The organism is Kitasatospora sp. NPDC091276, assembly GCF_040684355.1.
Classification (GTDB): Bacteria; Actinomycetota; Actinomycetes; order Streptomycetales; family Streptomycetaceae; genus Kitasatospora.
Genome location: NZ_JBFBFU010000037.1, coordinates 56340 through 79057, shown reverse-complemented (window position 1 = coordinate 79057; position 22718 = coordinate 56340). Strand labels below are relative to the sequence as shown.

Sequence of the window (22718 nt, the reverse complement as noted above, 5' to 3'; positions counted from 1 at the left end):
GGGGGGGTCGGGCGGGGGGGGGGGGCGGGGCCGGGCCCCCCCCCCGGGGGGGGGGGGGGCCCCGGGGGGGGGGGGGGCCCCCCGGCCCCCCCCACCACCACGGATGTGGCGGGGAACACGGGTGCGGCGGGAAGCCGGCGGGAAATCAGCGGCCGGAAAGCGCGGCGGAAAAACAGTGAAGCCGGTTCATCCGAGGATGAACCGGCTTCACTGGAGGACCGGCATGCCGGTCTGCGCGTCAGCGCGAGACCTTACCGGCCTTGATGCACGAGGTGCAGACGTTGAGCCGCTTCGGCGTCCGCCCAATCACAGCGCGCACCGTCTGAATGTTGGGGTTCCAACGACGGGGGGTACGGCGGTGCGAGTGGGAGATGCTGTTGCCGAAGCCCGGCCCCTTGCCGCAGACGTCGCAGTTGGCAGCCACAGGAGTCACTCCAAGACTTCAGATCATTTACGTTCGACAACCCCGCTGGACCAGCGGAGCACTCGCGTGAACCTGACCGGACCGAGGGGTGAGCCTGGATTGTTCCAGGCAACCGGAAGAGCATACAACGCCTGTTCCGGTTCAACGAAACTACCATGTCCGGCAGGGTGATCGCTCCGGTCGCCGGTCCGGGCGACCCTCCCCGGCCCCCGATAACCTGCCGGTATCACCCCTCGCCGCGGCCTTGGCCGTGCTGCTGCCCCGCAGGCCGTCGCGGCGTCCCACCCGGAGGAGACCTGGTGCTGCACACGCTCGACGCCCCGGCCGTGCGCACCTGGTGCCAGCTCGCCCTGCGTGCGCTCGGCCAGGCCCGCGAGGAGATCGACGCGCTCAACGTCTATCCCGTCCCGGACGGCGACACCGGCACCAACCTCTACCTGACCGTCGAGTCCGCCGCCGCCGAGGTGGAAAGCCGCTTCGCCGACCCCGCCGCCGACCCGGCCCCCGGCCTGGCCGACACCGCACGGGCGATGGCCCGCGGCGCGCTGGTCGGCGCCCGCGGCAACTCCGGGGTGATCCTCGCCCAGTGGCTGCGCGGCACCGCCGAGACGCTCGCCGAGGGCGGCGGCGCCGACCAGCTGCGGGCCGCCCTGCAACGGGCCGCCGACTCCGCCTACCAGGCCGTCGCGGAGCCCGTCGAGGGCACCCTGCTGACCGTCGCCCGGGTCGCCGCCCGGGAGGCCGTCCGGGCCGGGGACGGGCTCGCGCAGGTCGCCGACACCGCCTACCGGGCCGCCCGGGACGCGCTGCGGCACACCCCCGAACAGCTCGCCGTGCTGGCCGAGAACGGGGTCGTGGACGCCGGCGGGCGCGGCCTGGTCGCCGTGCTCGGCGCGCTCGCCGACGCCGTCGCCGGGCAGCAGCCGATGGGCCCGGTCGCGCTGCGCGGGGACGTCCGGGAAGTCGACAGCTGCGCGGTGCACCTGAGGCCGCCGGGCCCCGGCCACCCCGCGTTCGAGGTGATCTACCTGCTCGACGCGCCCGACGAGGCCCTGCCCGCCCTGCGCGAGCGGCTCGGCGCGCTCGGCGACTCCCTGGTGGTCGGCGGCGGCGACGGCCTGTGGAACGTGCACGTCCACGTGGACGACGCGGGCGCCGCCGTCGAGGCCGGGGTCGAGGCCGGGCGGCCGCACCAGATCCGGATCACGCACTTCGCCGAGGCCGCCGCCCGGGCCGGCAGCGCCGCCGAGCGCGGCGAACGCCGGGACCGGGCCCGCGCGGTGCTCTGCGTGGTGTCCGGCGGGGGACTGGCCGAGTTGTGCGAGCAGGCCGGCGCCGTCGCCCTGCACGCCGACCCGGACCGCCCGCCGGCCAGTGCCGAACTCGCCGCCGCCGTGCGCCGTTCGGCCGCCCGCGAGGTCGTCCTGCTGCTCAACGACCCCGAACTGCGCGCCGCCGCCGGGGCCGCCGCCGACCAGCTGCGCGAGGAGGGCGTGCGGATCGCCGTGCTGCCGACCCGCTCGCCGGTGCAGGGCCTGGCGGCGCTCGCGGTGCACGAGGGCGGGCGCCGCTTCGACGAGGACGTGGTCGCCATGACCTCCGCGGCCGGCGCCACCCGGTACGCCGAACTCGCCGTGGCCGAGGGGGAGTCCTGGACGATGGCCGGGGTCTGCCAGGCCGGGGACGTGCTCGGCCTGATCGACGGCGACGTCGCGGTGATCGGCACCGGGCTGGCCGAGGTCGGGGCGAGCGTGCTGGACCGGATGCTCGGCGCGGGCGGCGAACTCGTCACCCTGGTCCTCGGCGAGGGCGCCGACGAGGCGCTCGCCGACCGCCTGGTGGCACACGCCCGGCACCGGCGGCCCGAGGTCGACGCGGTGGTCTTCCACGGCGGCCAGGAGTCCGCGCCGCTGCTCATCGGGGTGGAGTAGGGCACGCCGCGGAGCCCGGAATGTCGGCCCCGTGGTGTAAACAGGGGCCTGATGGGCGCTCTCGATGAACCACTGACCAAACTCGTCGGCGACCGCACCGCGAAGGTGCTCGCCGACAGCCTCAAGCTGCGCACGGTCGGGGACCTGCTGCACCACTATCCGCGCCGCTACGTCGAACGCGGCCAGCTCACCAGCCTGGACGAGCTGGAGATCGACGAGCACGTCACCGTGCTGGCCCGGATCGAGAAGGTCACCCTGATCCCGTTCCGCGGCCGCAAGGGCGACCGGCTGGAGGTCGTCGTCACCGACGGCCGCAGCCGGCTCTCGCTGGTCTTCTTCAACCAGGGCTGGCGGCAGAAGGAGCTCAAGTCCGGCGCCCAGGGCCTGTTCGCGGGCAAGGTCGGCGTCTTCAACCGCAGCCGCCAGCTGGTCTCGCCGGACTACCAGCTGCTCGACGAGGAGGCCGGGTCGGACGCCGCCCGGCAGTTCGCCGGCCGGCTGATCCCGGTCTACGGCGCCAGCGCGCAGATGCCCAGCTGGAAGCTGTCGATCTGCGTCGAGACGGCCCTCACCAAGCACCTGGGCGACGTCGGCGAGCCACTGCCCGCCGAACTGCGCGAGCGGCACGGGCTGATCCCGCTGCCCGAGGCGCTGGAGCTGATCCACCGCCCGCGCGGCCAGGCCGACCGCGAGCTCGCCCAGAGCCGGCTGCGCTGGGACGAGGCCTTCGTCCTCCAGGTCGCCCTGGCCCAGCGCCGGGCCGCCGAGTCCGCGCTGCCCGCCGTCCCGCGCAGGGCCCGCGCGGGCGGCCTGCTGGACGCCTTCGACGCCCGGCTGCCGTTCACCCTCACCGAGGGCCAGCAGAAGGTGTCCGCCGAGATCGCCGCCGATCTCGCGAGCGAGCACCCGATGCACCGGCTGCTCCAGGGCGAGGTCGGCTCCGGCAAGACCCTGGTCGCGCTGCGCGCCATGCTCGCCGTGGTCGACGCGGGCGGCCAGGCCGTGCTGCTCGCGCCCACCGAGGTGCTGGCCCAGCAGCACCACCGCTCGATCGTCGAGATGATGGGCGACCTGGCGGAGGGCGGCATGCTCGGCGGCTCCGACCTCGGCACCCGGGTGGTGCTGCTGACCGGCTCCATGGGCGTCCCGGCCCGCCGCCAGGCGCTGCTCGACATGGCCTGCGGAGACGCGGGCATCGCCATCGGCACCCACGCGCTGATCGAGGACAAGGTCCAGTTCCAGGACCTCGGCCTGGTCGTGGTCGACGAGCAGCACCGCTTCGGCGTCGAACAGCGGGACGCCCTGCGCGCCAAGGGCGAACAGCCGCCGCACCTGCTGGTGATGACCGCCACCCCGATCCCGCGCACCGTCGCGATGACCGTCTTCGGGGACTTGGAGACCTCCGTCCTCGACCAGCTGCCGGCCGGCCGCTCGCCGATCTCCACCCACGTCGTCCCCGCGCTGGAGAAGCCCAACTTCCTCACCCGGGCCTGGGAGCGCGTACGCGAGGAGGTCGCCAAGGGCCACCAGGCGTACGTGGTCTGCCCCCGGATCGGGGACGAGGAGCCCGCCGCCGAGCCGAAGAAGAAGCGGAAGGCGGCCGAGGAGGACCTGGAGGACGTCTCCGACGCCGGTGCCGGGAGCGACGAACGGCGGCCCCCGCTCTCGGTGGTGGAGACTGCCGGGAAGCTGGTCGGGGGGCCGTTGCAGGGCCTGCGGGTGGAGATCCTGCACGGCCGGCTGGCCCCGGAGGCCAAGGACGAGGTGATGCGCCGCTTCACGGCCGGCGAGGTGGACGTGCTGGTCGCCACCACCGTCATCGAGGTCGGCGTCAACGTCCCCAACTCCACCGCGATGGTCATCATGGACGCCGACCGCTTCGGTGTCTCCCAGCTCCACCAACTGCGCGGCCGGGTCGGCCGCGGCAGCGCCGCGGGCCTGTGCCTGCTGGTCAGCGACATGCCCGCGGGCAGCGCCGCCCGGGCCCGGCTGGACGCGGTGGCCGGCACCCTGGACGGCTTCGAGCTGTCCCGGATCGACCTCGAACAGCGCCGCGAGGGCGACGTGCTGGGCCAGGCGCAGTCCGGGGTGAAGTCCTCGCTCAAGGTGCTCTCGGTGCTGGAGGACGAGGAGGTCATCCTCACCGCCCGGACGGAGGCCACCCGGCTGGTCGCCGAGGACCGCGAGCTGACCGCCCACCCGGAGCTGCGCACCGCGCTGGAGAGCCTGCTCGACGAGGACCGCGCGGCCTACATGGAGAAGGGCTGAGCGGCCGCCGCCGGCCCCGGAATTGTCAGACCCCCGCGAGAGAATGAAGGTGTTCAGGGCGCACCCCCAAGGTGCGTACCTGGCACGACATTTGGGGGTCCTGCCATGGCATTCCGTCATCTCAACGAGCTCCCGCTGGGCGACAAGGTCTTCCGGATCGAACTCGCCAGCGACGACGACCGCGAGGTCACCCTCACCCTGACCGGCTGGCGCGAGGGGGCGGCCGCCCAGCCGCTCGCCTCGGGCAAGCTCCGCCTGCCGGTCGAGGACGTCGCCTCGCTGCGGATCGCGCTCAACCGCGCGCTGCGGGCGCTGGCGATCGTCGCCGACGTCTCCGAGCCCATCCCCGACCGTGACGTGCTGCGCGAGCTGTACCCCGGCCACGGCGCCCCCTGGGTCCCGCAGCACGAGGAGGAGCTGGTCCGGCGCTTCCACGACGGCGAGACCGTCGCCCGGATCGCCGCCCGCTTCGGCCGCACCCCCGACTCCGTCCGCACCAAGCTGCGCGAGCTCGGGCACGACCCGCGCCGCCCCGAGTTCTGCCCGCCCGACGGCTGCCTGTCCTGGTCCCGCTACGCCTCGCCGGCGCTGCTCGGCGCAGCCGCCCCGGCCCCGCCGGCGGGCTCCGAGGCGAGCTGAGAACCGCCCCGGGGCCGGCTGAGGCGGGCTCCGGGGCGGGCTGAGCCGTGCCCCGGGGGCCCCACCGATCCGTCGGTGGGGCCTCGACCCGTATAGCGTGGTCGGGCAGCGACGAAAGGACCTTCCCCCACCATGACCCGCGTGATCGCCGGGCTGGCCGGCGGCCGCCGGCTGGCCGTACCGCCAGGCCGGGGCACCCGCCCGACCTCCGACAAGGCCCGTGAGGCGATGTTCTCCACCCTGGAGGCGCTGCGCGGCACCCTGCACGGGACCCGGATGCTCGACCTGTTCGGTGGATCGGGCGCGGTCGGCCTGGAGGCGCTGTCGCGCGGCGCCGAGCACGTCCTGCTGGTCGAGGCGGACGGCCAGGCGGCCCGGGTGATCCGGGAGAACGTCCGCACGATCGGCCTGCCGGGCGTGGAGGTGAAGGCCGCCAGGGCCGAGCAGGTGATCGCGGGCCCGCCCCCGCAGACCCCGTACGACCTGGTCTTCCTCGACCCGCCGTACGCCGTGACGGACGACGAACTGCGCGAGATGCTGATCACACTCCTGGCCGGGGGCTGGCTCGCGGAGGACGCACTCGTCACCGTGGAGCGCAGCACCCGCGGCGGCGAGTTCGGCTGGCCCGAGGGCTTCGAGGTGCTGCGCTCGCGCCGCTACGGCGAGGGCACGCTCTGGTACGGTCGCGCCGCCGCCGAGACCAGCCAGCACGAGTAGCGGGCCGAGGCCCGCAGCAGCCGTCACCCCACGAGGGAGCACCCACGCCATGCGCCGCGCCGTCTGTCCCGGTTCGTTCGACCCGATCACCAACGGTCATCTCGACATCATCGGGCGGGCCTCGAAGCTGTACGACGTCGTGCACGTCACGGTCCTGATCAACCGCAACAAGCAGGGCATGTTCAGCGTCGAGGAGCGGATGGACCTGATCGAGGAGGTCACCGCGGACTTCGGCAACGTGGTGGTCGAGTCGTACCACGGCCTGCTGGTGGACTTCTGCCGGGAGCGCGGGATCCCCGCGATCATCAAGGGCCTGCGCGCGGTCAGCGACTTCGACTACGAGTTGCAGATGGCCCAGATGAACCACGGCCTGTCCGGGGTGGAGACGCTGTTCGTGCCGACCTCCCCGACGTACAGCTTCCTCTCCTCGACGCTGGTCAAGGAGGTCGCCTCGTACGGCGGGGACGTCTCCCACCTGCTGCCGGAGACGGTGCACCGGCGGCTGGTCGAGCGGATCGCGGAGCGCAGGGCCCAGCAGTAGGCGGGAGCGTCGGCGCCGCGGGGCGGGCGTCCCTTTCTGCTGGTTCGTCATGACTTGTCCGATGCCCGGTCGACCGGTTCGGCTCGGGCGTTGTGACCTCGCCGCGCGGTGGCCGTACAGTCTGTATTCCTGCCCCTGCGGTGAGGTTCACCGCGTCGGGCCTGCCTCCGCCGGACCGTCGGCGGCACACGGAAAGACGAAGCCCCGTGGACGTGCAGAACAAGGTCGACGAGATCGTCGCGGCGGTCGAGAACGCCCGTTCGATGCCGATGTCGGCCTCCTGCGTGGTGAACCGGGCCGAACTGATCGGCCTGCTCAACGCCCTCAAGGCGGAGCTGCCCGCCGAACTCGCCCAGGCCCAGTCGATGATGGCCGACCACGAGCAGGTGGTGGCCGGGGCCCAGGCCGAGGCCGACCGGATCATCCAGGGTGCGCACGCCGAGCGCGGCTCGCTGATCTCGGACACCGAGGTGGTCCGCCGGGCCCAGGCCGAGGCCGACCGGATCCTCGCCGAGGCCCGTGGCGAGATCGAGGCCAAGCGTGCCGAGGCCGACGACTACGTGGACAGCAAGCTCGCCAACTTCGAGGTCGTGCTGACCAAGACGCTCGGCGCCGTCGGCCGCGGCCGGACCAAGCTGCGCGGTGACTCCAGCGTCTTCGAGACCGAGTTCGACGGCGAGACGGACGGCGAGGAGTTCCAGCCGCAGCGGATCACCCCCAGCCCCGAGGTCGACGAGTACGTCGATGTGAAGCTCGCCACGCTGGAGAACGTCCTCAGCGCCACCCTGGAGGCCGTCGGCAAGGGCCGCGACAAGCTGCTCGGCAAGCGGCCGATCGACGAGCTGGGCGCCTACCTGGCCGCCGCCGACGAGGCGCAGCAGGCCAAGGAGCGCGCCGAGGCGGTGGCCGCCGGCTTCGCCACCGACGCCGAAGCCAACGGCGACGACATCGCCTGGTACCGCGAGGACGTCCCGCAGCAGCAGACCTGGCCGGAGCAGACCCCGGCCGCGGCGGGCTGGCAGGCCCCCGGCGTCGACCAGTACGCGGCCGCCCAGCAGCAGGGCGGGCAGCAGCAGGGGCAGTACGCCGAGGTGTACGCCGGCGGCTACGACCCGGCCGGCCAGGGCGACCCGTACGGTGCCCAGTGGGGGCACCAGCAGCAGGGCGCCGCGGACGGCTACCCGCAGCAGCAGCACCCGGACTACGCGGCCCAGCAGCAGCACGGGGACTACGGCTATCCGCAACAGCAGCAGCCGGGTTACGGCGCGCAGCAGTACGACGCCTACACCTACCCGCAGCAGCCCGCCGCCCCGCCGGCGGTGCCGCAACAGCAGCAGCAGCCGGGTCTGGACGAGACCAGCTTCTTCGACACCAGCATGATCGACATGACCCGGCTCCGGGAGCTGGGCGGTCGCTGAGCCGGCCCCGCGCGGGCCCGGCGGAAGCTCCTGACGGGAGCGAAGTTGGGCCTGGCGGGAGACTCCGGTAGGCTGACCACTCCGGCCTTTTCGTGTCGGACTGTCGGCTTGCCCGCGCACCGTTGGTGCGGTGGCACCGCGATCGAAGATTCCCCATGGAAGTCAGGACACCTTGAACCGCCTCGACCACCGCGACCCCCTCGTGTTCGACACGCACGAGCTGGGACGTCGCCCGGGCTCGCTGCGCAAGGTGTCCCGCACCCTGGAGGCCCCCGCGGGCCTGGGGATCATCGACGTGATCGGCGTCCCCGAGAAGAGCGAGCTCCGGCTGGAGCTCCGCCTGGAGTCCGTGGTCGAGGGCGTGCTGGTCACCGGCACCGCCGAGGCCCAGGTCGAGGGCGAGTGCGCCCGGTGCCTGGAGCCCGTCGAGGACGACCTCGACGTCGACTTCCAGGAGCTGTACTACTACCCGGAGTCCGACGAGCGTCACCGCGCCCGGACCGCCGGGGCCGAGGACCTCGACGAGGACTCGGAAGAAGATACTTACCGCCTGGAGGGCGACTTCTTCGACCTCCAGCCGGTGCTGCGTGACGCGGTGGTGCTCGCACTGCCGCTGCAGCCGGTGTGCCAGGAAGACTGCCTGGGTCTGTGCTCCGAGTGCGGAGCGCGCCTGAGCGACGACCCGACGCACCACCACGACGCCGCCGACCCCCGGTGGGCGGCTCTGCAGGGACTCTCCGCCGCCCCCGGCGACGAGGGTGACGGGATCAAGAACAGCGACACCCGTGAGGGTCTCGCCGAGAACCAGGAGAAGTAGCCGTGGCTGTTCCGAAGCGGAAGATGTCGCGCAGCAACACGCGCCACCGTCGGTCCAACTGGAAGGCCGTTGTTCCGGCCCTCGTGGCGTGCGACCGCTGCCACGAGCCGAAGCTGGGTCACATCGCGTGCCCGAGCTGCGGCACGTACAACCGTCGCCAGGTCCTCTCGGTCTGATCGGCGGGGTGCACGGATCGATGTCGGACGGTAACTCCACCCGCAAGGCGTCCTCCGCCCCGAAGGGTTCCTCTTCGGGCGGTGGCAAGGCCGGTGGGCCGGCTTCGACCGAATACGACGTCCTGGAAGGGCGCCTCGGGTACACGCTCGAGCGCGCCCTTCTGGTGCGTGCCCTGACCCACCGCTCGTACGCGTACGAGAACGGGGGTCTGCCCACCAACGAGCGCCTGGAGTTCCTCGGCGACTCGGTGCTGGGCCTCGTGGTGACCGACACCCTCTACCGCGTCCACCCGGACGTGCCGGAGGGCACGCTCGCCAAGCTGCGCGCCGCGGTGGTGAACTCCCGCGCGCTCGCGGACGTCGGCCGGGGCCTGGAACTCGGCACGTTCATCCGGCTCGGCAAGGGCGAGGAGGGCACCGGCGGCCGCGACAAGTCGTCGATCCTCGCCGACACGGTCGAGGCCGTGATCGGGGCCGTCTACCTGGACCAGGGTCTGGACGCGGCCACCGAGTTCGTCCACCGGCTGTTCGACCCGCTGATCGAGGAGTCCTCCCAGCTGGGCGCCGGCCTGGACTGGAAGACCAGCCTCCAGGAGCTCACCGCCTCGGTGGGCATCGGGGTGCCCGAGTACGTGGTCATGGAATCCGGTCCGGACCACGAGAAGACCTTCACCGCGGCGGCCCGGGTGGCCGGCGAGGACTTCGGCAGCGGCGTCGGCCGCTCGAAGAAGGAGGCCGAGCAGAAGGCCGCCGAGAGCGCCTGGCGGGCGATCAAGGAGAAGTACGCCGACCGGCTGCCCGCCGGGGCGTGAGGGAGCAGTAGCCTTCCTCCTGCTGATCCCTTCCGCAGGAGGCCTGTTCCCGTGCCCGAACTTCCCGAGGTCGAGGTCGTCCGCCGCGGTCTGGCGAACTGGGTCGCCGGGCGGACCGTCGCCGACGTCCAGGTGCTGCACCCGCGCGCGGTGCGCCGCCAGCCCGCCGGCGCCGCCGACTTCGCCGCCCGGCTGACCGGCACCACCCTCGGCACCGCGCAGCGGCGCGGCAAGTACCTGTGGGTGCCGCTGGCGGGGTCCGGCACGGGCTTCTCGCTGATCGGCCACCTCGGCATGAGCGGCCAACTCCTCGTCCAGGACCCGTCCGTACCCGACGAGACGCACCTGCGGGTGCGGCTGCGGTTCACCGACGGCGGGCGCGAACTGCGCTTCGTCGACCAGCGGACCTTCGGCGGCCTCGCGGTCGAGGAGGCCGAGGACGGCGACCCGGAGGGCACGCCGCTCTCCATCGCGCACATCGCCCGCGACCCGCTCGACCCGCGCTTCGACGACACCGCCTTCGCGGCCGCGCTGCGGGCCAAGCGCACCACCGTGAAGCGGGCGCTGCTCGACCAGACGCTGATCAGCGGGGTCGGCAACATCTACGCCGACGAGGCGCTCTGGCGCTCCCGGCTGCACTACGACCGCCCGACCGCGACGCTCACCCGCCCGCAGGCCGCCGAACTGCTGGCGAACGCCCGCGAGGTGATGACGGCGGCGCTCGCCGTCGGCGGCACCAGCTTCGACAGCCTGTACGTCAACGTGAACGGCGAGAGCGGCTACTTCTCCCGCGACCTCGACGCGTACGGCCGCGAGCACGAGCCCTGCCGCCGCTGTGGCACCCCGATCCGGCGGGCCGCCTGGATGAACCGCTCCAGCTACTTCTGCCCCCGCTGCCAGCGGGTGCCGCGGGCCCGCAGCGGGGGCTGACAGCGAGGGCCGGAAGCGGGGGCCGGGGAGCTCAGTGCTTGGCGAGTTCCGGCTGGTCGGCGGCCGCCTCGCCGGGGGAGCCGTGGGTGTCCTGGCCGAAGTAGGCGACCCCGACCGCGGACACCACCGCGAGCAGGAAGCCGACCACGCCGAGCCAGCCCAGGCCGGACTTGGAGGAGTCGCCGAGCCAGAGCACGCCGATCGCGCCGGGCAGCACCGTCTCGCCGACCACCAGCGCCGCCGTCGCGCCGTTCACCGAGCCGATCTGCAGCGCCACGGTGTGCACGTACATGCCGCCGAGGCCGCCGACCAGGATCGCGTACAGCGCCGGGTCGGAGAGCAGCTTGGCGACGTCGAACGGGTCGATGCCGTTCAGGATGCGCACGCCGACGCCCAGCGCGCCGAAGCCCAGGCCGGAGAGCAGGCCGGCGACGATCGCGCCCTTGGAGCCCATCCGCCGCACCAGCAGGCCGCCGCCGACCAGCAGCACGGTGGTGACCAGCAGCAGGCCCCAGTGGAAGGACATCGACGCGTGGTGGCCGCCCTCCGGGCCGGCCGAGACGGCCAGCAGCACCAGCGCCGAGCAGAGCACGCCGATCGAGGCCCACTCCAGCTGCTTGAGCCGGATGCCGAGCAGCTTGATGCTCAGCACCGCGGTGATCACCAGGTTGGCGCTGATGATGGTCTGCGAGAGGAACAGCGGCAGCAGCCGCGCGGCCAGCGCGCCCAGCCCGAAGCCGATCAGGTCGAGCACCGTGCCGACGATGAACTCCCAGGTGACGGCAGCCTTCGCGGTGGAGGACAGGCTCGGCCCGCCGTGCTCGGTGGTGGCGCCGGCGGCGCCCTTGGCGGCCTCCTCGCGCGCGGAACGGCGGGATCCGACGGCCTGGAGGACTGAGCCGGTGCCGTAGCAGGCGGATGCCGCCACGGCGGTGACGAGGCCGATGATCACCGGGTGCTCCGATCGGGAGATGGGTCAAGAACAGGTAATGGGACCAGTGGTCCGGGACCACTATGCCCGTCCGCGCGGTACGGTCGGCGCACCGCCCGGAACACCCTGGGCCCGCCGGGACGTACGTCCGGGCGCCGGCCGCGGTTCCCGCGCACCGCCCGCATCAGGGGCGAGTGGGGGAAACATCATCCCCGAGGAGGGGTGCGGCCCCGGCGGTCGGCGGGGAATCCTGTCATTACCAGTATGCGAAGGGTATGCCGTGCCTCGACGCCCGTCGGGGTAGCGTCGAGGGCATGAGAACCCTTGCACGACGTTCCCGGGGCGCCGGGCCGCTTGCCCTGGTGGCGGCGCTGCTGGGGCTGCTGCTCCTGCTCGCACCGGCGGCCTCGGCCGCGGGCGGCCTGGACGACGCGGCCTCCACCCTGAAGCAGGGTCGGGTCTACGTCGACCCGGCGATGACCGGCCGATTCAGCCAGAGCCAGGCCGACGCCCTGACCGAGAAGATCAAGAAGGCCGACAAGCCGATCTTCGTCGCGGTCGTCCCGGCCAGCGCCCCCTACGGCGAGCGGACCGTCTTCAACGACCTGCGCACCAAGGTCGGCATCGACGGTGCTTACGCGATCTGGCGCGGTGACCAGTTCGCGGCCAAGGCAGACCGCGGCGCGATGTCGCAGGGCAGCGCCGAGCGGATCGCCGGCGCCGCCTTCCGCTCCCACAACGGCGACATCGACGCCACCCTGAACGAGTTCGTCGACAGCGCCGCCCCGCAGGCCAAGGGCACCGGGGTGAACCACAGCACCTCGATCGCCTGGGTGGTCATCCCGGTCGTGCTGCTCGCGCTGGCCGGTGCCGGCGTCTTCCTCCTCTTCCGCCGCGCCAAGACGCGCAAGGAGGAGCAGGCCCGGGCCGAGCTGGAGCAGCTGCGCCGGGTGGTCGACGAGGACATCACCGCCTTCGGCGAGGAACTGGACCGGCTCGACTTCAACCCGGCCGCGACCGACGCCGACGACACCCAGCGCACCGACTACACCCACGCCCTGGACTCGTACGAGAAGGCCAAGCGGCTGATGGACGAGGCCAAGCGGCCGGACGACGTCAAGCCGGTCACTGAGGCGCTGGAGGACGGCCGGTTCGCGCTGGCCACCCTGGCCGCCCGGCGGGAGAAGCGCCCGGTGCCCGAGCGCCGTCCCCCGTGCTTCTTCGACCCGCGCCACGGCCCGTCGGTCAAGGACGTCGACTGGGCCCCGGCCGACGGCGCCGCCCGCACCGTCCCGGTCTGCCGGTCCGACGCGGACCGGCTGGCCTCCGGCCTCGACCCGGCCATCCGCACCGTCGAGACCGAGCACGGCCCGCAGCCGTACTGGAACGCCGGCCCGGCCTACGCCCCCTGGGCGGGCGGCTACTTTGGCGGATTCGGCGGCGGCCTGCTGCCGGGCCTGCTGGTCGGCACCATGCTCGGCTCGATGATCAGCAGCCCGGCCTACGCCGCGGCGCCGATGATGGACCAGGGCTACCAGGACCAGCACGAGGGCGGCGACTTCACCGGCGCCGACTTCAACTCCTCCGACTTCAGCGGCGGCTTCGGCGACGGCGGCGGATTCGGTGGCGGGGACTTCGGTGGCGGCGGGGACTTCGGCGGCGGCGACTGGTGACCCGCTGAGCTCCACCGCGACACCCCTGCGGCCCCGCCGGACTTCCTCCGGCGGGGCCGCTCCGCGTGGTCGACGGCCCCGTGGACCTGTGACCGTCCGTCGCGTTGGTTAGGCTCGGGGCATGCACGGTCGCGACGCCCACAGTGAGGAACCGGTCCGGGTGACCGCCTGGGTCCGGGGGAAGGTCCAGCAGGTCGGGTTCCGCTGGTGGACCAGGGCACGGGCGCTGGAGACCGGCCTGACCGGCTACGCGAGCAACCTCGGGGACGGCCGGGTGCAGGTGGTCGCCGAGGGCCTGGCCGCCGACTGCGAACTGCTGCTGGACCTGCTGCGCGGCCCGGACACCCCGGGCGAGGTCAGCGGCGTCACCGAGATCTGGACGGCCGTGGGCCCCGGCTACGAGGGCTTCGAGATCCGCTGAGCCCGGCCACACCCGCGCGGGCCGGAACTGATCCGCAACTGCTGGTGTCATGCGGTTGCCATTCGGGCAGACTCGTGGTTGACTCCGCATCGAACGATGATCCACGAGCAGCTGGTGGACCCGGCCCGAGGCCCCCAGGCGTGACGACACCGCCAGGCAGGTGACAGGGTCGCGGTAGCGTGCGGTGATCGTGTTGACCCTTTCCGTCTTTGGTGAGACGCTGGAAACCCGCGCACACGACCGCGTTTTCCCGGCAGGCGTCTGCCCTCGTGAGCCCAGCTCACGATGGTTGTGCCGTAAGTGCCCAGCCAGCACTACCGGTGACGCGCCGCGCGTGCGTCCCCCTTCCCCCTAGACCTGTACCGTTCCGGTTCGGTCACTCAGCGTGGAGGACCATTCATCATGGCAAAGGCGCTTCTCGGGTACGTCGGCGGCCCCGACCCGCGAATGCTCTCCGAGATGCGACGGCTTCAGCAGCGCGTCCAGGACCTTGAATCCGAGCTCCTTCGGATGCAGGCCGAGAACGACGCGCTCGCCGCTGTCGCTGACGGGCACTCGCTGCTCAACAGCATCGATCTGGATCAGCGGGAGCCGGCTCTCACCTGAGTCCCGCCCGGTCCTCGCAGATCGACGCCGCTGTGCACTGAGCCGCTCCGAAAGGGACGCAGCTTGCAAGGGACGCCCGGTTGTGGCGTCCCTTCGTCGTGTCCGGGCCCGGGGCTCGCGGCCCGCCGGGGATACAGTCGCCGTTGACGACAGGCCCTGGGCCCTGGCGAGCGACGAGGAGACCGGCCGCGTGCACCTGAAGAGTCTGACGCTGCGCGGGTTCAAGTCCTTCGCCTCCAGCACCACCCTGCGCTTCGAGCCCGGCATCACCTGCGTGGTCGGCCCGAACGGCTCCGGCAAGTCGAACGTCGTCGACGCGCTGTCCTGGGTGATGGGGGAGCAGGGCGCCAAGTCGCTGCGCGGCGGCAAGATGGAGGACGTCATCTTCGCCGGGACCAGCGGGCGCGCCCCGCTCGGCCGGGCCGAGGTCAGCCTCACCATCGACAACGCCGACGGCGCCCTGCCGATCGACTACTCCGAGGTGACCATCACCCGGACCATGTTCCGCAACGGCGGCAGCGAGTACGCGCTCAACGGCGAGACCTGCCGCCTGCTGGACATCCAGGAGCTCCTCTCCGACTCCGGCATCGGCCGCGAGATGCACGTCATCGTCGGCCAGGGCCAGCTGGACTCCGTCCTGCACGCCGACCCGATGGGCCGCCGCGCCTTCATCGAGGAGGCGGCCGGCGTCCTCAAGCACCGCAAGCGCAAGGAGAAGGCGCTGCGGAAACTGGACGCGATGCAGGTCAACCTCAACCGCGTCCAGGACCTGGTGGCCGAACTGCGCCGCCAGCTGGGACCGCTCGGCCGGCAGGCCAGGATCGCCCGCCGCGCCGCCGGCATCCAGGCCGACCTGCGCGACGCCCGGCTGCGGCTGCTCGCCGACGACCTGCTGGCCCTCCGGCGGGCCGTCGAGGCCGAGATCGCCGACGAGCTGGCACTGCGGCTGCGCCGCACCACCGTCGAGCAGGAGCTGGCCGGTGTCGTCCAGCGCGAGGCCGTGCTGGAGGCGCAGGTCCAGCAGCTCGGCCCGAGCCTGGAGACCGCCCGGCAGACCTGGTACCGGCTCTCCGCGCTCGCCGAGCGCACCCGCGGCACCATCGGGCTGGCCGAGGCCCGCGCCCGGCACGCCGCCGCGGGCGGGCAGGCCGAGGAGCGGCGCGGCCGCGATCCCGAGGAACTGGAGCGGGAGGCCGCGCGGGTCCGCGAGGACGAGGCCGCGCTGGCCGAGGCGCTGGAGGAGGCGCAGTACGCGCTGGCCGAGGCGGTCGAACGCAGGAGTGGACTGGAGCGCGGGCTGGCCACCGAGGAGCGCCGGCTGCGGGACGCCGCCCGGGCCGTCGCGGACCGCCGGGAGGGCCTGGCCCGGTTGCAGGGGCAGGCCGCCGCCGCCCGCTCCAAGGCGGCCTCCGCCGAAGCCGAGATCGGCCGGCTGACCGAGGCCGGCGGCGAGGCGCTGCTGCGGGCCGAGGCCGCGCAGGCCGAGTACGAGGAGCTCCAGCGGCAGGTCGGCGGCCCCGCCGGGGAGGACGAGCGGGCCGAGGCCGCCCACCAGGAGGCCCGGGAGCGGCTCGCCGCCGTCGAACGCGACCTCGCCGCCGCCCGGGAGTCGGCCGGCGCCGCCGAGCGCGAACGGGCCGGGCTCACCGCGCGGCACGAGGCGCTCTCCCTCGGACTGCGCCGCAAGGACGGCACCGGCGCCCTGCTCGACGCGGGGGAGCGGCTGAGCGGACTGCGGGGCCCCGCGGCCGCGCTGCTGCGGATCGCCCCCGGGTACGAGGTGCCGGTGGCGGCGGCGCTCGGCGCGGCCGCCGACGCGGTCGCCGTCGACTCGCCCGGCACCGCCGCCGAGGCGCTGCGGCTACTGCGCGCCGAGGACGCGGGCCGGGCCGCGCTGCTGATCGAGGGTGCCGGTGAACCGCTCGCCGGCGTCGGAGAGTTGCCGGAAGGAGCCCGCTGGGCCGCCGAACTCGTCGACGGGCCGGCCGGGTTGGTCGGTGCCGTGCGGGGCCTGCTGGCCCGGGTGGCGGTCGTCGACACCCTCGACGAGGCGCTGCGGCTGGTCGCCGACCACCCCGGGCTGACCGCCGTCACCGCCGCCGGGGACCGGCTCGGCGCCGACTTCGCGCAGGGCGGCTCCGACGGTGTGCCGAGCCTGCTGGAGATCCGGGCGGCGGTCGAGGAGACCGCCCGGGCGATCGCCGAACTCGCCCTCCGTTGCACCGAGTCGGCCGGACGCCTGGCCGAACTCGCCGAGCAGCGAAGTGAGTCGGTCGCCGCCGTGGAGCAACTAGCCGAGCAGCGGCGGCGGCAGGAGAAGGAGCGCGCCCAGGTGGCGGGCGCGCTCGGCCGCCTCGGCGGGCAGGCCAGGGCCGCCGCCGGCGAGGCCGAGCGGCTGTCCGCCGCCGCCGCGCGGGCCGACCAGGGACTGGTGGAACTCCTCGCCACCGCAGAGGAGTTGGCCGAACGCCTGGCCGCGGCCGAGGACTCGCAGGACGCCGGAGAGGACGAGCCGGACACCGCCGAGCAGCAGCGGCTGGCCGAGGCCGCCACCGGCTCCCGGCAGGCCGAGCTGGAGGCCAGGCTCGCGGTGCGCACCCACGAGGAGCGGGTCCGCGCGCTCGCCGGCCGGGCGGACCAGCTGGACCGGGCCGCCCGCGCCGAGCGCGAGGCGCGCGCCCGGGCCGCCGAGCGCCGTCGACGCGCCGAGCACGACGCCGGGGTGGCGAACGCCGTCGCGGCGGGCGCCCGACAGCTGCTGGCCTGCCTGGAGGTGTCGCTGTCCCGCGCGGACGCCGGGCGGGCGGCGGTCGAGCAGGCGCGCGCCGAGCGCGAGACCGAACTGCGGGCGCACCGCGAGCACGGCCGCGGTCTCAAGGAGGAACTGGACAAACTGGTCGACGCCGGCCACCGGGACGAGGTGCTGCGGGCCGAGAAGCGGCTGCGGATCGAGCAGCTGGAGGCCCGGGCGCTGGAGGAGTTCGGCATCGACGGCGGCGAACTGCTCGCCACCTACGGGCCGGACCAGCCCGTCCCGCCGTCGACCCCGGAAGAAGGACGGGAGCCGGGCGAGCCGCGCCCGTACGACCGGGCCGAGCAGGAGAAGCGGCTCAGGGCGGCCGAGAAGGCGTACCAGCAACTGGGCAAGGTCAACCCGCTGGCGCTGGAGGAGTTCGCGGCGCTGGAGGAGCGCCACCAGTTCCTCGGGGAGCAACTGGACGACCTCAAGCGCAGCCGGCGTGACCTGCTGGACATCGTCCGGGAGGTGGACGAACGGGTCGAGCAGCTGTTCGCCTCGGCGTACCACGACACCGCCGCCCAGTTCGAGGGCGTCTTCGCCCGGCTGTTCCCCGGCGGCGAGGGGCGGCTGGTGCTGACCGACCCCGACCACATGCTCACCACCGGCGTCGAGGTGGAGGCTCGCCCGCCGGGCAAGAAGGTCAAGCGGCTGTCGCTGCTGTCCGGCGGCGAGCGCTCGCTGACCGCGGTGGCACTGCTGGTGGCGATCTTCAAGGCCAGGCCCAGTCCGTTCTACGTGATGGACGAGGTGGAGGCGGCGCTCGACGAGACCAACCTGCGCCGGCTGGTCGGGATCATGGAGGAGCTGCGGGAGAGCTCCCAGCTGATCGTGATCACCCACCAGAAGCTGACCATGGAGTCCGCGGACGCCCTCTACGGCGTGACCATGAAGGGCGACGGCATCTCGCAGGTGATCAGCCAGCGGCTGCGCGAGGGGCACCGGGAGCGGAGGGCGAGCCCGATGCCTCCTCGGCGGCGCGAGGAGGCTGTTGTCTCCGGGCCGACAGACTGATCCACCGGCCTGGCCCGGGCAGATGCTCCCGGACGCTCCGATCACGGATACTGGAGCGGTTGTGACTCCTCCCCCTCGCTCGCGAGGGGGCTTCTCGTTCAGCCGTTTGACGACCTCATGACGGCCAAGCCCTGACCGGTGCCGCACGGCACAGCGGTCAGCGTAAGGGAGGCGGCGACGCTCCGTGCGTCGGTGACCGAAGGATCACTCTGTCGTGGGATCCCGAGAAGGAGATTTATGTGGAATACGTGATCCTTGCCGTAGTCATCGCCGTGGTCGCCATCGGCGCGATCGCCGGCCTCGTCGTTTCCGGCAGACGACGCCAGCAACTGCCCCCGAAGTCGCAGTCGCCGGTCATCACGGCGCCGCCGACCACCCCGCAGGAGCCCCAGGTCGGCGAGGAGGCCGCGCCGCCGACCGAGGAGCCCCGCCGCACCGTCGAGGAGGTGCAGCTCCCCGAGACCGAGGCTCCGACCGAAGCCTCGACCGGAGCCCCGGCCACGGCCCCGACCGAGGTCGAGGTCGAGGCCGCCGAGGCCGAGACGGCACCCGCCGTCGAGGTCCCCGAGCCCACCGCGGGCCGACTGGTCCGGCTGCGCTCCCGGCTCTCCCGCTCGCAGAACTCGCTCGGCAAGGGCCTGCTCTCGCTGCTCTCCCGCGAGCACCTGGACGAGGACACCTGGGAGGAGATCGAGGAGACCCTGCTGACGGCCGACGTCGGCGTGGCCCCCACCCAGGAGCTGGTCGAGCGGCTGCGCACCCGGGTGAAGGTGCTCGGCACCCGGACGCCCGACGAACTGCGCGCGCTGCTGCGCGAGGAGCTCGTCGAGCTGATCGGCAAGGACTCCGACCGCACCGTCCGCTCCACCAAGCACGCGGAGGGGCCGGCCGTGGTCCTGGTGGTCGGTGTCAACGGCGTCGGCAAGACCACCACCACCGGCAAGCTCGCCCGCGTCCTGGTCGCCGACGGCCGCAAGGTGGTGCTCGGCGCCGCCGACACCTTCCGGGCCGCCGCCGCCGACCAGCTGCAGACCTGGGGCGAGCGGGTCGGTGCGCGCACCGTGCGCGGCCCGGAGGGCGGTGACCCGGCCTCGATCGCGTTCGACGCGGTCAAGGAGGGCATCGCCGAGGGCGCCGACACCGTGCTGGTGGACACCGCCGGCCGGCTGCACACCAAGACCGGCCTGATGGACGAGCTGGGCAAGGTCAAGCGGGTCGTCGAGAAGCACGGCCCGGTGGACGAGGTGCTGCTGGTGCTGGACGCCACCACCGGCCAGAACGGCCTGATCCAGGCCCGGGTGTTCGCCGAGGTGGTCGACATCACCGGCATCGTGCTGACCAAGCTGGACGGCACCGCCAAGGGCGGCATCGTGGTCGCGGTCCAGCGCGACCTGGGCGTGCCGGTCAAGCTGGTCGGCCTGGGCGAGGGTGCGGACGACCTGGCGCCGTTCGAGCCGGGCGCGTTCGTGGACGCGCTGATCGGGGACTGAGGCCCCGTACGCACGAAGGGTCCGCTCCGCGAGGGGCGGGCCCTTTCGCGTTGCCGCCCGGGGGCCGGCGGGGTGCCCGGGACCGGAGGACCGTGCCGAGGCAAAGGAGCGCGCCGAGCTGGAGGGGCGCACGCCGAGACGTGCGGGGCGCGCGGAGGCCTACGAGGCGAGCCAGGCAGGTTCGGCGGTGCGCTCGCGGCCGCGGTGGCAGGCGTAGGCGAGGGTGCCGAGCAGCAGCCGGGCCTCGGGCGGGCAGCCGGCGTTGTCGCGGGTGGGGCGGCGCAGCCAGCGGACCGGGCCGAGCGCGCCGAGCACGGTGGGCGGGGCGGCGACGTAGCTGCCCTCGCCGTGGCAGGTGAGGTCGAGCGCGGCGTCGTCCCAGCCCATCCGGTAGAGCAGGTCGGGCAGTCGGCGGGCGGCGCCGGCGGCGACCAGGAACTGCAGCCGGCCGGTGGGCGGGGCGAGCACCGGGCCGACCTGGGTGCCCATCCGCTCCAGCCGGACCAGCGCCTGTAGTCCGGCCTGCTCGGGGACGTCCAGGACGTCGAAGGCGCGGCCGGTGGGGAACAGCACCGAGCCCCCGGCGCCCGCTTCCCGGGACCGGTCCTCGCCGCCCGGTACGGGATGCAGGCCGGGCGCGGCGCAGCAATCGGAGCCGCAGGGACAGCGGGTCGGGGCGGTGGCGGAGCCGGCCGGGGCGCCGGTGGCGACCGTCCAGCCCCAGCGGCCGGTGTACTCCGCGGCGGCTTGGGACGCGGTGACCTTGGTGCGGCGGCGCGCGCCCAGCGGCGTCAACCGCAGGTGTCCCAGTCGAAGTTCGCCGAACAGGTTGTCCATGCCTCCCCCAACAGGTTCCCGTCGCCGATGGTTACGGGATGGTGACTGTGTGTTGATTGTCCGTTGCGTGGTGCGTTGTGCGGTGGCGGCGTGCAGCGCCCGGTGTGCGCCTGTCGTGGTGGTGCGCCTCGGGCGCCGCCTTGTGGCTGGCGGCACCGATGCCGGATCGTGGGGTGGGCGAGGCGGCCGCCGATCAGGGTGGGCGTCGAACTCGCCTGTGACTGCGGTGGGTTGCCGGGGCTGCCGGGTTTCGCCGGAGGCCTTGGCGGCCCGCATGTGCCGGGCCGTCGGACTTCCTAGTGAAGCGCGTGGGCCGTGGCTTCGGTTCACTCGTGGGGGTGGCGAAAGGTGGCGTTTCGCCAGGGCCGCTCCCGCGGGCGCCGCGCGGGCATTACGTTCAGCACACGGACGTCATCGTGGAATCGACTCCGGTCCGCCAGGGCGCGGGAGTTGGGAATCTGACGGTCCGTCCGTAACGATGGCACACCAGTGCGAGAGCGTGGTACGGCGACACCTCAGGCACGGTACGTCTGGCAAGGGCCCGAAACCGTCGGGCGTCACGATCGGGGCCCCGAGGGGGCCGGGCGGGATGGGGACGTTCCCATGGCAGAGAAGCAACCCAACGAGAAGCTGACCACCTGGTTCGCCCGCAGCGGCTGGTCCAAGGGCGAGTTGGCCCGTCAGGTCAACCGCCGGGCCCGGCAGATCGGTGCCCACCACGTGTCCACCGACACCTCGCGGGTGCGCCGATGGCTCGACGGCGAACAGCCCCGCGAGCCGATTCCCAAGATCATGTCGGAGCTCTTCTCCGAGCGCTTCGGCTCGGTGGTCTCGATCGAGGACCTCGGCCTGCGCGCCGCGATCCCGGTCTCCACCGTGGGCGGCGGCGTCGACCTGCCGTGGAGCGCGCCGCAGACCGTCCAGCTGATCAGCGACTACTCCCGCAGCGACCTGATGCTCAACCGCCGGGGCTTCCTCGGCACCTCGCTCGCGCTGACCGCCGGCGCCGCGCTGATCGAGCCGATGCAGCGCTGGCTCACCCCCGGCCCGACCGGCGCCCCCACCCCGATCCTCGCCGCGGCCAACGGCGGCGACCCGTTCACCGGCCGGCTGTCCGAGCCCGAGCTCGAACTGCTGGAGCAGACCACGGTCATGTTCCGGCAGTGGGACGCGCAGAACGGCGGCGGGCTGCGCCGCAAGGCCGTCGTCGGCCAGCTCCACGAGGTCACCGACCTGCTCCAGGAGACGTACAACGAGAACACCACCCGGCGGCTGTTCCGGCTCACCGCCGAACTCGCCCACCTGGCCGGGTGGATGTCGTACGACGTCGGGATGCACCCGAGCGCGCAGAAGTACTACGTGCTGGCCCTGCACGCCGCCAAGGAGGCCGGGGACCGCCCGTTCGGCGCACTCATCCTCACCGACATGAGCCGCCAGATGATCCACCTCAACCGGGGCGAGGACGCCCTGGAACTGATCCACCTGGCGCAGTACGGCAGCCGGGACACCGCCAGCGCGCGCCAGCAGTCCCTGCTGTACGCGATGGAGGCGCGCGCCTACGCCACCATCGGCGAGGTGAACCGCTGCGCCCGGGCCGTCCGGCTGGCCGAGGACACCTTCACCGACATCCGCGAGGGGGAGGAGGAGCCGGACTGGCTGAAGTTCTTCTCGCCGGCCGAGCTGAACGCCGAGAACGCGCACTCCTTCCGCGACCTCGCGTACCACTCCGACAACGCCCAGCTGTACGCCTCGATGTCCGCGCCGGTGATGGAGCGCGCGGTCGACCTGTTCCGCCAGGACGGCGACCACGTGCGCTCGTACGCCTTCAACCTGATCGGCATGGCCAGCGTCCACCTGTTGCAGCGGGAGGCCGAGCAGGCCGCGGTGATGGCCGAGCAGGCGGTGGACATCGCCACCAAGGTGCGCTCGGAGCGGCTGAACTCCCGGGTCCGCAAGACCACCGAGGCCGCGGCCGCCCGGTTCAAGGGAGTGGACGCGGTGAGCCGGCTCAAGGAGCGCGTCGTCCAGGACATCCCCGAGTACGTCTCGGTGGTCTGAGCACCCCGAGCCCGTGGGCCGCGGATCCGGCCCGAGGACCCCGCCGACCGTGACGGCCGCCGCCGCCACGGTCGGCGGCCGTCGTGCCACCGGCCGTCCCGTTCGGCGGCACGGTAACCCGTTCGGCCCTGCGGCACGGCCGCCGTTCACGAAGGCGTAACCCACGCGTCGTACGCGTCACGGCCGCGAAACAACGGGCCGCACCGGCCGAAACCAGC

Annotated in this window: 19 protein-coding genes; 16 read left to right on the top strand and 3 right to left on the bottom strand. The window is 73.3% G+C overall.

Annotation, left to right across the window (positions count from 1 at the left end; translation table 11 throughout):
• Positions 1-238: 238 nt before the first annotated feature.
• Positions 239-424, bottom strand: coding sequence for a 50S ribosomal protein L28 (rpmB, locus tag AB0O19_RS33275; protein WP_014138233.1), 186 nt, complete (start codon positions 422-424; stop codon positions 239-241).
• Between the two features lie 299 nt (positions 425-723).
• Here rpmB and AB0O19_RS33270 point away from each other — a divergent pair, with 299 nt between their 5' ends.
• From AB0O19_RS33270 to mutM, 10 genes are all read left to right on the top strand, one after another.
• Positions 724-2355 (top strand): DAK2 domain-containing protein, encoded by a 1632-nt coding sequence (locus AB0O19_RS33270; RefSeq protein WP_363624916.1) that lies wholly within the window; start codon positions 724-726, stop codon positions 2353-2355.
• 51 nt (positions 2356-2406) lie between these two features.
• On the top strand, positions 2407-4623 hold the full coding sequence (recG, locus tag AB0O19_RS33265; protein WP_363624914.1) for an ATP-dependent DNA helicase RecG: 2217 nt from the start codon (positions 2407-2409) through the stop codon (positions 4621-4623).
• A 105-nt stretch (positions 4624-4728) separates the two neighbouring features.
• On the top strand, positions 4729-5262 hold the full coding sequence (locus AB0O19_RS33260) for a hypothetical protein (protein ID WP_350882941.1): 534 nt from the start codon (positions 4729-4731) through the stop codon (positions 5260-5262).
• A 132-nt stretch (positions 5263-5394) separates the two neighbouring features.
• Positions 5395-5979 carry a 16S rRNA (guanine(966)-N(2))-methyltransferase RsmD gene (rsmD, locus tag AB0O19_RS33255; RefSeq protein WP_363624912.1) on the top strand — a complete coding sequence of 195 codons (585 nt, stop codon included), beginning with the start codon at positions 5395-5397 and terminating at the stop codon, positions 5977-5979.
• Positions 5980-6028: 49 nt separating this feature from the next.
• Positions 6029-6520 carry a pantetheine-phosphate adenylyltransferase gene (coaD, locus tag AB0O19_RS33250; protein WP_350882937.1) on the top strand — a complete coding sequence of 164 codons (492 nt, stop codon included), beginning with the start codon at positions 6029-6031 and terminating at the stop codon, positions 6518-6520.
• Positions 6521-6726: 206 nt separating this feature from the next.
• Positions 6727-7938: a cell division initiation protein gene (locus tag AB0O19_RS33245; RefSeq protein ID WP_363624910.1), complete on the top strand. Its 1212-nt coding sequence runs from the start codon at positions 6727-6729 to the stop codon at positions 7936-7938.
• 172 nt (positions 7939-8110) lie between these two features.
• Complete coding sequence (locus AB0O19_RS33240; RefSeq protein ID WP_063347695.1) at positions 8111-8755, top strand: DUF177 domain-containing protein; 645 nt, start codon at positions 8111-8113, stop codon at positions 8753-8755.
• 2 nt (positions 8756-8757) lie between these two features.
• On the top strand, positions 8758-8931 hold the full coding sequence (gene rpmF / locus AB0O19_RS33235; protein ID WP_030056747.1) for a 50S ribosomal protein L32: 174 nt from the start codon (positions 8758-8760) through the stop codon (positions 8929-8931).
• Between the two features lie 20 nt (positions 8932-8951).
• Positions 8952-9743, top strand: a complete 792-nt coding sequence (gene rnc / locus AB0O19_RS33230) for a ribonuclease III (protein WP_350882931.1) — start codon at positions 8952-8954, stop codon at positions 9741-9743.
• Positions 9744-9794: 51 nt separating this feature from the next.
• Entirely contained in the window at positions 9795-10673 is an 879-nt protein-coding gene (gene mutM / locus AB0O19_RS33225; protein ID WP_363624908.1) for a bifunctional DNA-formamidopyrimidine glycosylase/DNA-(apurinic or apyrimidinic site) lyase, read from the top strand.
• A 31-nt stretch (positions 10674-10704) separates the two neighbouring features.
• Here the strand turns inward: mutM and AB0O19_RS33220 are convergent, their stop codons facing one another.
• Positions 10705-11625 (bottom strand): hypothetical protein, encoded by a 921-nt coding sequence (locus tag AB0O19_RS33220; RefSeq protein WP_363585728.1) that lies wholly within the window; start codon positions 11623-11625, stop codon positions 10705-10707.
• A gap of 293 nt (positions 11626-11918) precedes the next feature.
• Here AB0O19_RS33220 and AB0O19_RS33215 point away from each other — a divergent pair, with 293 nt between their 5' ends.
• The 5 genes from AB0O19_RS33215 (at position 11919) to ftsY (ending at position 19605) form a co-directional block, all read left to right on the top strand.
• Complete coding sequence (locus tag AB0O19_RS33215) at positions 11919-13277, top strand: hypothetical protein (protein WP_363624906.1); 1359 nt, start codon at positions 11919-11921, stop codon at positions 13275-13277.
• 121 nt (positions 13278-13398) lie between these two features.
• Positions 13399-13698, top strand: a complete 300-nt coding sequence (locus tag AB0O19_RS33210; RefSeq protein WP_350882923.1) for an acylphosphatase — start codon at positions 13399-13401, stop codon at positions 13696-13698.
• A gap of 402 nt (positions 13699-14100) precedes the next feature.
• Complete coding sequence (locus tag AB0O19_RS33205) at positions 14101-14304, top strand: hypothetical protein (protein WP_063347689.1); 204 nt, start codon at positions 14101-14103, stop codon at positions 14302-14304.
• A 190-nt stretch (positions 14305-14494) separates the two neighbouring features.
• Positions 14495-18115 carry a chromosome segregation protein SMC gene (gene smc / locus AB0O19_RS33200; RefSeq protein ID WP_363624904.1) on the top strand — a complete coding sequence of 1207 codons (3621 nt, stop codon included), beginning with the start codon at positions 14495-14497 and terminating at the stop codon, positions 18113-18115.
• Between the two features lie 239 nt (positions 18116-18354).
• The gene (gene ftsY, locus AB0O19_RS33195; protein ID WP_363585731.1) at positions 18355-19605 is read left to right on the top strand and encodes a signal recognition particle-docking protein FtsY; all 1251 of its coding nucleotides are present in this window, start codon (positions 18355-18357) and stop codon (positions 19603-19605) included.
• A gap of 159 nt (positions 19606-19764) precedes the next feature.
• On the opposite strand, the gene AB0O19_RS33190 is transcribed toward ftsY, so the two are convergent.
• The gene (locus AB0O19_RS33190; RefSeq protein ID WP_363624902.1) at positions 19765-20442 is read right to left on the bottom strand and encodes a bifunctional DNA primase/polymerase; all 678 of its coding nucleotides are present in this window, start codon (positions 20440-20442) and stop codon (positions 19765-19767) included.
• Positions 20443-21045: 603 nt separating this feature from the next.
• On the opposite strand from AB0O19_RS33190, the gene AB0O19_RS33185 reads away from it, so the two are divergent.
• Positions 21046-22500 (top strand): hypothetical protein, encoded by a 1455-nt coding sequence (locus AB0O19_RS33185; RefSeq protein ID WP_350882914.1) that lies wholly within the window; start codon positions 21046-21048, stop codon positions 22498-22500.
• The last annotated feature ends 218 nt before the right edge of the window (positions 22501-22718 follow it).

What these genes read in the sequence shown, in the direction of transcription:
- AB0O19_RS33215 (WP_363624906.1), top strand. Translation starts at nt 11,919, where the DNA reads ATGAGAACCCTTGCACGACGTTCCCGGGGCGCCGGGCCGCTTGCCCTG.
- AB0O19_RS33210 (WP_350882923.1), top strand. Translation starts at nt 13,399, where the DNA reads ATGCACGGTCGCGACGCCCACAGTGAGGAACCGGTCCGGGTGACCGCC.
- rsmD (WP_363624912.1), top strand. Translation starts at nt 5,395, where the DNA reads ATGACCCGCGTGATCGCCGGGCTGGCCGGCGGCCGCCGGCTGGCCGTA.
- AB0O19_RS33190 (WP_363624902.1), bottom strand. Translation starts at nt 20,442, where the DNA reads ATGGACAACCTGTTCGGCGAACTTCGACTGGGACACCTGCGGTTGACG.
- AB0O19_RS33185 (WP_350882914.1), top strand. Translation starts at nt 21,046, where the DNA reads ATGGCAGAGAAGCAACCCAACGAGAAGCTGACCACCTGGTTCGCCCGC.
- coaD (WP_350882937.1), top strand. Translation starts at nt 6,029, where the DNA reads ATGCGCCGCGCCGTCTGTCCCGGTTCGTTCGACCCGATCACCAACGGT.
- rnc (WP_350882931.1), top strand. Translation starts at nt 8,952, where the DNA reads ATGTCGGACGGTAACTCCACCCGCAAGGCGTCCTCCGCCCCGAAGGGT.
- AB0O19_RS33205 (WP_063347689.1), top strand. Translation starts at nt 14,101, where the DNA reads ATGGCAAAGGCGCTTCTCGGGTACGTCGGCGGCCCCGACCCGCGAATG.
- recG (WP_363624914.1), top strand. Translation starts at nt 2,407, where the DNA reads ATGGGCGCTCTCGATGAACCACTGACCAAACTCGTCGGCGACCGCACC.
- AB0O19_RS33260 (WP_350882941.1), top strand. Translation starts at nt 4,729, where the DNA reads ATGGCATTCCGTCATCTCAACGAGCTCCCGCTGGGCGACAAGGTCTTC.